This window comes from Ruegeria sp. BHSA162, assembly GCF_059613385.1.
The window spans coordinates 64570-75471 of the sequence record NZ_JBXWSK010000009.1 but is presented as its reverse complement, the minus strand read 5'-3'; the positions used below and the strand labels follow the sequence as shown (position 1 = coordinate 75471).

Below are 10902 nucleotides of genomic sequence, written 5' to 3'. Positions count from 1 at the left end.
GCCGAAATACTTGGTGATTGCTGCGGTCAGCGTCGTCTTGCCGTGGTCAACGTGGCCAATCGTGCCAATGTTGACGTGCGGCTTATTACGCTCAAACTTTTCCTTTGCCATGATGGCCTCCTTTTTCGGAAATGAAGGGAGCCCGGGCAGCAGGCTCCCTCTATTTTTCGGTTATGCGTATTTTGCCTGGATCTCTTCCGCGATGTTCTGCGGAACCGGATCATAGTGGTCGAACTGCATGGTGAACTGGGCGCGGCCCGACGACATCGAACGCAGAGTGTTGATGTAGCCGAACATGTTGGCCAGCGGCACGAATGCGTCGATCGCAATCGCGTTGCCGCGCGGCTCTTGTCCAGACACCTGGCCCCGACGCGAAGTCAGGTCGCCGATGATACCGCCGGTATATTCTTCCGGGGTGATCACTTCGACCTTCATGATCGGTTCCAGCAGTTTCGCGCCGGCCTTTTTCAGACCTTCGCGCATGCACATCCGCGCCGCGATTTCGAACGCCAGAACGCTCGAGTCGACGTCGTGGAATTTACCGTCCAACAGGGCAACCTTGAAGTCGATCACGGGGAAGCCGGCCAGCGGGCCGCTGTCCATGACGGACTGGATGCCTTTTTCGACACCCGGGATGTATTCCTTCGGAACGGCACCACCAACGATGCGGCTTTCGAACGAATAACCTTCGCCCGGTTCGGTCGGAGTGATCTCGAGCTTGACCTCAGCGAACTGACCCGAACCACCCGACTGTTTCTTGTGGGTGTAGGTGTGTTCGATCGGCATCGAGATGGTCTCACGATAGGCCACCTGCGGCGCACCGATGTTGGCTTCGACCTTGAACTCGCGCTTCAGACGGTCGACCAGGATGTCCAGGTGAAGTTCGCCCATGCCCTTCATGATGGTCTGACCCGATTCCAGGTCGGTTTCCACGCGGAAGGACGGGTCTTCGGCGGCCAGACGGGCCAGACCCTGAGACATCTTTTCCTGGTCGCCCTTGGTTTTGGGCTCGACCGCGATCTCGATCACCGGATCGGGGAAGGTCATGGTTTCCAGAACCACGGGATCCTTCGGATCGCAAAGGGTGTCACCGGTGGTGGTGTCTTTCAGACCCGCCAGAGCGATGATGTCGCCTGCGAACGCTTCTTCGATCTCTTCCCGGTTGTTCGAGTGCATCATCATCATACGACCGATGCGCTCTTTCTTGCCTTTGGTCGAGTTCAGGATCGAGTCGCCCTTGTTCAGAACGCCCGAGTAGATCCGGGTGAAGGTCAGCGAGCCAACGAAGGGGTCGTTCATGATTTTGAACGCCAGGCCCGAGAAGGCCATGTCATCGTCAGCGCGACGCGCGATGTTACGGACTTCTTCCTCGTCACCGGGTTTGAAGCCCATGTAGTCGACAACGTCCAGCGGGCTGGGCAGATAGTCGATCACGGCGTTGAGCAGCGGCTGAACACCTTTGTTCTTGAACGCCGAACCACCCAGAACCGGCACGAAGTGCAGCGCCAGGGTGCCCTTGCGCAGCAGTTTGCGCAGGGTCGGAATGTCGGGCTCGTTGCCTTCCAGGTATTCCATCATCGCGTCGTCGTCTTCTTCGACGGCCGCTTCGATCATCTTGCCGCGCCATTCTTCAGCCATGTCCTTCAGGCTGTCGCGGATCGGAGCTTTGACCCAGCTTGCGCCCAGGTCTTCGCCCTGCCACAGCCATTCTTCCATGGTGACCAGGTCGATCAGGCCTTCCAGCTCGTTCTCTGCACCGATCGGGATACCGACAGGGACGGCGCGCGCGCCGGTGCGGTCTTCGATCATGCGAACGCAGTTGAAGAAGTCGGCGCCGATCTTGTCCATCTTGTTGACGAAGACCATGCGCGGAACTTTGTAGCGGTCAGCCTGACGCCACACGGTTTCGGTCTGGGGTTCGACACCGGCGTTTGCGTCCAGAACGCAGACGGCACCGTCGAGAACCGCCAGCGAACGCTCGACTTCGATGGTGAAGTCAACGTGGCCGGGGGTGTCGATGATGTTCAGGCGGTGCTTGGGGGTATCGGCGGTCTGACCGTCCTCGGTGCGCTCCCAGAAGGTGGTGGTCGCAGCCGAAGTGATGGTGATGCCGCGTTCCTGCTCCTGCTCCATCCAGTCCATGGTGGCTGCACCATCGTGCACCTCACCGATGTTGTGGGATTTGCCGGTGTAATACAGGATACGCTCCGAGCAGGTGGTCTTGCCTGCATCGATGTGCGCCATGATACCGAAGTTACGGTATAGTTCGAGCGGATATTCGCGTGCCATTTGGATAAGCCTCTGGGATTACCAACGATAGTGGCTGAAGGCTTTGTTCGCCTCGGCCATCTTGTGGGTGTCTTCGCGCTTCTTAACGGCAGTACCGCGGGACTGTACGGCGTCCAGCAGTTCGCCGGCGAGGCGTTCTTCCATGGTGTTCTCGTTGCGGCCGCGCGCGGCGGTGATCAGCCAGCGGATGGCCAGAGCTTCGCGGCGCTCGGGGCGCACTTCGACCGGAACCTGGTAGGTTGCACCACCAACCCGGCGCGAGCGAACCTCGACCGACGGCTTGATGTTGTCGAGTGCTTCGTGGAACACCTCGACAGGAGCGCGTTTGATCTTGCTCTCAACGCGGTCGAAGGCGTTGTAGACGATACGCTCTGCGACCGACTTCTTGCCGTCGATCATCAGGTTGTTCATGAACTTGGTCAGGACCTTGTCGCCAAATTTGGCGTCAGGCAGGACTTCGCGTTTTTCGGCGGCGTGACGACGTGACATATCAGCCTCTCCTTCTTACTTGGGACGCTTCGCGCCGTATTTCGAACGACGTTGCTTACGGTCTTTGACGCCCTGGGTATCCAGAACACCACGCAGGATGTGGTAGCGGACACCCGGAAGGTCTTTCACACGGCCGCCACGGATCAGAACAACCGAGTGCTCTTGCAGGTTGTGGCTTTCACCCGGGATGTACGAAATGACTTCGTAACCGTTGGTCAGGCGCACTTTGGCAACCTTACGCATAGCCGAGTTCGGCTTCTTCGGCGTGGTGGTATACACGCGGGTGCAGACGCCGCGCTTCTGCGGGCACTGCTCCAGGTGCATGGACTTCGAGCGTTTTACTTTGGGCTGCCGCGGTTTGCGGATCAGCTGTTGAATAGTTGGCATTCCGGTTTCTTCCCCGTTTTGCAACACACATGACATGCACGCGCGTTGCGTGCGGCTAACTTCGCTGCGCCAATGCGTCCACAAGCGCAAAACCCGCGAGCGTTCCCATTCCGAGGTGAACGTCGCGGTTGGTTATCAGAGGGCGCGAACTGCAAAATTGTCCGGGCCTTGACCAGTTCAATACTGAAATCGGTTTTGGGGCGGCCCCCGGTACCGAGATGACGGGCGTATAGGGGGAGTCGGCCCGACTGTCAACAGCCCCGGCAGATGCCCGCCCGCCTTGCAGCCGTGCGTCGCGGCGGAAGCGACATCGGTTGCGGTGTCACATCCCTCGGGGCATAGTCCGCACTGGTGTATTCCTACCGGAAGTGAAGATGCAAGTCATTGGTCTGTGCCGTTTCTCCTACCCGGCCATCGGCGGGTTCCAGACCATGCACGAGTCGGTCGAAGCGCGCCGGCGCTATCTGTATGACCCCCGGCGTCTGGACGCGCGGTTCCGCCTGTTCGAGGCCTGTGCCCTGCCCGCCCTGCGCGCCCAGACGGATCCGCGGTTTCAGTTTGTGATCGTGACCGGGACCTGCCTGCCTCGGGTCGCCCGCGATCGTCTGAACGACCTGACTTCGGGCATGAAACAAGTGCAAATCGTCTCGCGGGAACCCGGCCGGCATCGCTCTGTCATGAAGGACGTCCTGAACCGGGCACGCTTGAACCCTGACCTGCCATGCCTGCAATTCCGTCATGATGACGACGACGCGATAGCGGTAGATTTCGTCGAATTGCTGCGCCGCGCGGTTCAGGACGCCGAAGGGCTGGTGCGGCGCAACAAGATGGTTGCCATCGATTTCAATCACGGCTTTCTTGCCCGGTTCGACGCCAGCGGAATCCAGGCCACGCCGGTTCACCGGTCCCTGCTGGGTGTTGGTTTTGGGATGTATGTGCGTGGCGGTTGTGAGCTGACGATCATGAACTTTGCCCACCAAAAGATCGGCAACTTCATGCCAGTCATCAGCCAGAACGAACCGCCGATGTGGGTGCGCACTCTCAACGGGTTCAACGATTCACCCAACACCCGCACAAGCAAGGCCAAGCTGGAACCGTTGACCCCCGCTCTGGCAAAGCAGTTCGAAACCCGGTTTGCAATTGATCCGGCGGTGGTCCGACGCGTCTATTCGGACGCCTGAAGTGCCCGCTCGCGAAAGAGGGTGAACAGGCCCGCGGTGACCACCAGTGCGGCACCCAGCATGGTGATCCGGTCAGGCCAATCTCCGAATACCGCCCATCCCAGACCCAAGGCCCAGATCAGGCTCGAGTATCGGAACGGCGCGACAAAGCTGACCTCGCCAACGCGCATCACCATGACGCTGAAGAGATACCCCAGCAGGACGAAAACTGCTGCCGAGGCAATCAACATCCCCGACCCGGCCGTCATCGGCACCCAACCCTGGAAGACCGAGGCAATTGCCGCACCGGTGGTAATCGTCAATGAGGTTGCCAAAGTGACGACCATCGACGGCACCTCGGGCGACATTCGGCGGGTGATCAAATCCCGAGCCGTCACGCAGATGACGGCAATCAAGGCATACATGGCGTAGATGCTGAATCCGTCCGGACCCGGTCGCACGATCAGCAACATGCCTGCAAACCCCAATGCAATGGCCATGATCCGCCGCCACCCGATCTGTTCCGAAAAGAACAGGGCCGCACCCAGGGTTACGGTCAGCGGCAGGGCCTGCAGAACCGCGGTCACATTGGCCAGCGGCATGTGCATCAAAGCCGTGAGGAAGAAGAACGTCGCCGACAATTCCGCCACGCAACGAAAAGCCACCAACCAGCGGTCGTGCCGCCCGAACCGCAGATGCAATGCCCCCAGATGCCGCGCCAACGCAAAAACCAGGATGGTCGCCAACAACCCACGCAGAGCCACCAGTTGGAACAGTGGCACCTCCTGACCAGCCGCTTTGACCAGCGTGTCGTTCACAGTGAATGCGGCCATGCTGCCCATCATCAGCAGGGCGCCTTTGACGTTCGGTGTCATTGCCGTGGCCCGGTTTCAATCTGGTCCCGGCATTGGCATCTCACCTGAGCAGATTGTCAACTTGTGATACGGCCAATTCGATTTTGTTTGGTCCGATCGCAGTTGTACCTGATCACTGCCATGGGGTGGGTTTCTGCGTTGCCGCCTACAGGTAGTTCAGCTTCTGCGTGACCCAGAACAGTATCTCTGCAAGTGGCGAAATCGGCCCGGCCTTGTCGGTCATCACAAGCGCGGTGCCCGACGCGCCGAATTGAAGTGTTTCCAGAGGTACATCGCCAGGAAGTTCGATGAGGACCGGAAAGCTGGTGATCCCGACAAGTTCGCGCATTGAAGGTAAACCGGAGCGGAGATCCAGTGCGCCCTCTGACAAGGCCGGCGGGAACCCCGAAATAGTTCCCGTGATCTCGGATCCCGGCTGGGTTCGCAGCGCCACACGGATTTCATCGCCAAGGCCGACATTGGATCGGCTGGATTGGGGCAGCGAGGCCACCAACGCGTGGTTCGTCGGATCTATGAAGGTCAATGCGCCCTGGAATGTTGTCGCGCGATTGCCCGGGCGCAGCGTGACCGCACTGACGATCCCTTCGCCCGGCGCGTAGACTTCCGTCTGCTTGAGGTTCCATTCGGCCTGCGCAAGCGCCTGTTCGGCCTCCACGACCGCCACATCCTCACCGTCGATCTGAGCTGCAATCCGGCGCTCCAGCCCCGCTTTTCGCGCTTCTGCTGCACGAATGCTTGCGGTGAGCTGTTCGATCGTCGCGACCGCTTCCTGCAGTTTGAAGGTGGTGGATGCGCCACGCTCTTCCAGTTGAACGATGTCATCCCGCCGCTGCTGCCCAAAAACAAGTTGCGCGGTCAATGAAGCGATATCGGCTTCGGCAGCCGCCAGATCCGTGGTCAATTGGTCCGCTGCCGACCGGGCGGCTTCCAGAGATGCCTCCAGCCGCGCTACCTCGAGCACGTAGAATTCGGGATCGATTCTGAACAAGAGATCGCCTTCGTTGACCTTCTGGTTCGGCTCAACGGCAACTTCGACGACCGTTCCGGAGACATTAGGCACAATGCTTGTCTGAACACCCAGAACCGACACAGGCCCCGTAGGCGCCGTGTGGTTGAGTGCGCCGATGACAACCAACGCGACGACGGCGGCCCCACCGTATGAAACGGTCTTCCAGAAGCCATTCCAGGGCAGCAGGCTGAACTTGGAGAAGACCAGCCAAATCACGCCAAAATACAATCCAAGGACTATGAGCATCCGATCAAGACCCGTGTTGAGTTCCAAACAGTGATGACGGGAGCAATTCCATTACCACATTCTGATTTTTGAGTATGCAGCAGTTCCGTTTGAAATCACAGTGTTTGGATCGAACCCTGGCCGCTTCCGGCACCGGCCGAAACAAAAAAGGCCCCGCGGAACCGCAGGGCCTTTCTGAGTTTCTCGTCGCCGATATTATTCGCGGCTTTCCGGAGTTTCCACCAGCGAGTCCAGCTCATCGCCGACCATGTCATCATCCATCATCGGAGCGGCCAGCGCGGCTGCGGCCTCGGCCTCTTCGCGACGTGCCTCGATGACGACATTGTCACGCTGCTGCGCGATCTGGCGGACACGCTGTGTCGCACCACCGGTACCGGCCGGGATCAGACGGCCGACGATGACGTTCTCTTTCAGGCCAACCAGCTTGTCCTTCTTGCCCTGAACCGAAGCTTCGGTCAGCACACGGGTGGTTTCCTGGAACGACGCCGCCGAGATGAACGAACGCGTTTGCAGCGATGCCTTGGTGATCCCCAGAAGGATCGGCTCGCCCTGGGCCGGACGACCACCGCGGGCGATGGTCTTTTCGTTGGCCGCGTCGAACTCCTGCTTGTCGACATGTTCGCCCTTCAGCAAGGTGGTGTCGCCCGAGTCCAGGATCTCCCACTTCTGCAGCATCTGGCGCACGATGACCTCGATGTGCTTGTCGTTGATCTTCACGCCCTGCAGGCGGTAGACCTCTTGCACCTCGTTGATCATGTAATCGGCCAGCGCCTCGACACCCATGATCGACAGGATGTCGTGCGGAGCAGGGTTGCCGTCCATGATGTAGTCACCCTTCTGCACGAAGTCGCCTTCCTGCACCGGGATGTGCTTGCCCTTGGGCACCATGTACTCGATCGTCTCCAGCGACTCATCGACCGGCTCGATACTGATGCGGCGCTTGTTCTTGTAGTCGCGGCCAAAGCGCACGTAACCATCGGCTTCCGCGATGATTGCGTGATCTTTCGGACGACGCGCTTCGAACAGTTCGGCCACACGCGGCAGACCACCGGTGATGTCCTTGGTCTTGGCGCCTTCACGCGGGATACGCGCAACAACGTCACCGGCTTCGATCTTCTGACCGTCTTCGACCGACAGGATCGCGTCCACAGACATCGGATAGTGAACCGGGTTGCCCGCATCGTTGCGGACCGGCTCGCCGTTGTCGTCCACCAGAATAATCTCGGGCTTCAGATCGCTGCCTTTAGGGGCCGCGCGCCAGTCGATCACGATCTTCTGGGTCATGCCGGTTGCATCGTCGGTCTCGTCGCGGACAGCAATGCCCGAAACCAGGTCGACGTATTTTGCGGTACCGGCTTTCTCGGCAATGATCGGCAGGGTGTAGGGGTCCCACTCGAACAGCTTGTCGCCGCGCTTGACCTTGGTGCCTTCCTTGACGAACAGCTTCGAACCGTAGCCCAGCTTGAAGCTGGCGCGCTCTTCGCCGTGCTCATCCTTGATCACCAGCTTCATGTTCCGGCCCATGACCAGACTTTCGCCGGCGGCATTGACCAGAATCTGCGGGTTCTCAAAGGCAACGACACCGTCCTGGTTCGCTTCCTGGAACGACTGCTGACCACCTTGCGCAACACCACCGATGTGGAAGGTCCGCATCGTCAGCTGCGTACCCGGTTCACCGATCGACTGCGCGGCGATGATGCCGACAGCCTCACCGGTGTTCACCATGGTCCCGCGTGCAAGGTCACGACCGTAGCAGGTTGCACAGACACCTTCCTCGGACTCACAGGTCAGAGGTGAGCGGATGCGCATCGAGGCAACACCGGCCTCGTCGATCGTATCGGCCATGCGTTCGTCGATCAGCTGTCCGGCGGCGACGATGACCTCGTCGGTTCCCGGACGCAGAACGTCATCTGCGGCCACACGGCCCAGAACGCGTTCCGCCAGCGATGCGACGACTTCACCGTCATTGACCGCAGCTTCGGCCGTGATCGCACGGTCGGTTCCACAATCAACCTCGCGCACGATGCAATCCTGCGCCACGTCAACAAGACGACGGGTCAGGTAGCCCGAGTTCGCCGTCTTCAGAGCGGTATCCGACAGACCCTTACGGGCACCGTGGGTCGAGTTGAAGTATTCAAGAACGGTCAGACCTTCCTTGAAGTTCGAGATGATCGGCGTCTCGATGATGTCGCCGTTCGGCTTGGCCATCAGGCCGCGCATGCCGCCCAGCTGCTTCATCTGGGTTACCGAGCCACGCGCACCGGAGTGCGCCATCATGTAGACCGAGTTCGGCTCTTTGTCGGCGCCGCCCTCATCCTTGGCCACGGCCGAGATGGTGCGCATCATGGCTTCGGTTACGCGGTCGTTACACTTCGACCAGGCATCGACAACCTTGTTGTACTTTTCGCCCTGAGTGATCAGGCCGTCCATGTACTGCTGTTCGAAGTCTTTCACCTGTTCGCGGGTTTCGTCCACGATGCCCCACTTGTCCTCGGGGATCACCATGTCGTCCTTGCCGAACGAAATACCGGCCTTGAAAGCTTCCTTGAAGCCCATCGACATGATCTGGTCGCAGAAGATCACCGACTCTTTCTGGCCGCAGTAGCGGTAGACGGTGTCGATCACCTGTTGCACTTCTTTCTTCCGCAACAGGCGGTTGACCAGTTCAAACGGTGCCTTGTTGTTCTTGGGCAGCAGAGCCCCCAAGCGAACACGGCCCGGCGTGGTTTCAAAACGCTTCTGAACCTCGTTGCCTTCTTCGTCGATCTGGGTGATCCGCGCGGTGATTTTCGAGTGCAGGTGCACCTCGCCCGCGTCCAGCGCGTGCTGGACTTCGTCGATCGAACCAAAGACCTTGCCTTCGCCGGGCATGCCTTCGCGTTCCAGGGTCACGTAGTAGAGACCCAGGATCATGTCCTGCGACGGAACGATGATCGGAGCGCCGTTTGCAGGCGACAGAACGTTGTTCGTCGACATCATCAGAACACGCGCTTCCAGCTGCGCCTCAAGGCTCAGCGGGACGTGAACGGCCATCTGGTCACCGTCGAAGTCGGCGTTGAAGGCCGAACAGACCAGCGGGTGCAGCTGGATGGCTTTACCTTCGATCAGGACCGGCTCGAACGCCTGAATGCCAAGACGGTGCAGTGTCGGCGCACGGTTCAGCATGACTGGGTGTTCGCGGATCACCTCGTCGAGGATATCCCACACTTCGGGACGCTCTTTCTCGACCAGCTTCTTCGCCTGCTTCACGGTCGAAGACAGACCCTTGGCTTCAAGGCGCGAGTAGATGAACGGCTTGAACAATTCCAGCGCCATCTTCTTGGGCAGACCACACTGGTGCAGCTTGAGCTCGGGGCCGGTCACGATGACCGAACGGCCCGAGAAGTCGACGCGCTTGCCCAGAAGGTTCTGACGGAAGCGGCCCTGCTTGCCTTTCAGCATGTCCGACAGCGATTTCAGCGGACGCTTGTTGGCGCCGGTGATCACGCGGCCACGACGGCCGTTGTCAAACAGAGCATCAACAGATTCCTGCAGCATCCGCTTTTCGTTGCGGACGATGATGTCAGGTGCACGCAGTTCGATCAGGCGCTTCAGACGGTTGTTCCGGTTGATGACACGGCGATACAGATCATTCAGATCCGAAGTCGCAAAACGGCCACCATCCAGCGGAACCAGCGGACGCAGTTCCGGCGGAATGACCGGAATCACGGTCATCACCATCCACTCGGGCCGGTTGCCGGACTCGAGGAAGGATTCAACAACCTTCAGACGCTTGATGATCTTCTTGGGCTTCAGCTCGCCGGTGGCTTCGGCCAGATCAGCGCGCAGTTGCTCGGCTTCGGCTTCCAGATCGATCTGGGCCAGCATCTCACGGATGGCTTCGGCACCGATATTCGCGGTGAACGCGTCCATGCCATAAGCATCCTGCGCGTCCATGTACTCTTCCTCGGTCAGCATCTGGCCGTAGGTCAGGTCCGTCAGACCGGGCTCGATGACGACATAGTTTTCAAAGTACAGAACCCGTTCCAGATCGCGCAGCGTCATGTCCAGCATCAGACCGATGCGGGACGGCAGCGATTTCAGGAACCAGATATGCGCGACGGGCGCGGCCAGTTCGATGTGGCCCATACGCTCGCGGCGGACCTTCTGCAGGGTGACTTCCACACCGCATTTCTCGCAGACGACGCCGCGATACTTCATCCGCTTATATTTGCCGCACAGACATTCGTAGTCTTTGATCGGGCCAAAGATACGGGCGCAGAACAGGCCGTCACGTTCGGGCTTGAACGTCCGGTAGTTGATGGTTTCGGGTTTCTTGATCTCGCCATAGGACCAAGACAGGATCCGCTCGGGCGACGCCAACGAGACCTTGATCTCGTCGAAAACCTTGGGCGGCGTCAGCGGGTTGAACGGGTTGTTGGTGATTTCCTGGTTCATTTGTTACCTC

The 10902-nt window shown here is 59.6% G+C and carries 8 protein-coding genes; 1 reads left to right on the top strand and 7 read right to left on the bottom strand.

Annotation, left to right across the window (positions count from 1 at the left end; translation table 11 throughout):
• The 4 genes from AC2FM5_RS05205 to rpsL all read right to left on the bottom strand — a co-directional run.
• A partial coding sequence (locus AC2FM5_RS05205) for a GTP-binding protein (RefSeq protein ID WP_170611170.1) occupies window positions 1-111 on the bottom strand: 111 nt, incomplete at its 3' end.
• Window positions 112-171: 60 nt separating this feature from the next.
• Entirely contained in the window at window positions 172-2289 is a 2118-nt protein-coding gene (gene fusA, locus AC2FM5_RS05200; protein WP_170360942.1) for an elongation factor G, read from the bottom strand.
• Between the two features lie 18 nt (window positions 2290-2307).
• Window positions 2308-2778, bottom strand: coding sequence for a 30S ribosomal protein S7 (gene rpsG, locus AC2FM5_RS05195; RefSeq protein ID WP_093964348.1), 471 nt, complete (start codon window positions 2776-2778; stop codon window positions 2308-2310).
• Window positions 2779-2793: 15 nt separating this feature from the next.
• Window positions 2794-3165: a 30S ribosomal protein S12 gene (rpsL, locus tag AC2FM5_RS05190; RefSeq protein WP_005980675.1), complete on the bottom strand. Its 372-nt coding sequence runs from the start codon at window positions 3163-3165 to the stop codon at window positions 2794-2796.
• Window positions 3166-3539: 374 nt separating this feature from the next.
• Between rpsL and AC2FM5_RS05185 the strand changes: the two genes are divergently transcribed.
• On the top strand, window positions 3540-4346 hold the full coding sequence (locus AC2FM5_RS05185; protein ID WP_496734240.1) for a putative rhamnosyl transferase: 807 nt from the start codon (window positions 3540-3542) through the stop codon (window positions 4344-4346).
• Here AC2FM5_RS05185 and AC2FM5_RS05180 read toward each other — a convergent pair.
• From AC2FM5_RS05180 to rpoC, 3 genes are all read right to left on the bottom strand, one after another.
• Complete coding sequence (locus AC2FM5_RS05180; RefSeq protein WP_170342451.1) at window positions 4331-5200, bottom strand: DMT family transporter; 870 nt, start codon at window positions 5198-5200, stop codon at window positions 4331-4333. The two genes, AC2FM5_RS05185 and AC2FM5_RS05180, sit on opposite strands and share 16 nt — an antisense overlap.
• A 145-nt stretch (window positions 5201-5345) precedes the next feature.
• A complete protein-coding gene (locus tag AC2FM5_RS05175) occupies window positions 5346-6482 on the bottom strand; it encodes an HlyD family secretion protein (protein WP_496734238.1) in 1137 nt (378 codons plus the stop codon).
• Window positions 6483-6650: 168 nt separating this feature from the next.
• A complete protein-coding gene (gene rpoC / locus AC2FM5_RS05170) occupies window positions 6651-10892 on the bottom strand; it encodes a DNA-directed RNA polymerase subunit beta' (protein WP_170391105.1) in 4242 nt (1413 codons plus the stop codon).
• Window positions 10893-10902: the final 10 nt, after the last annotated feature.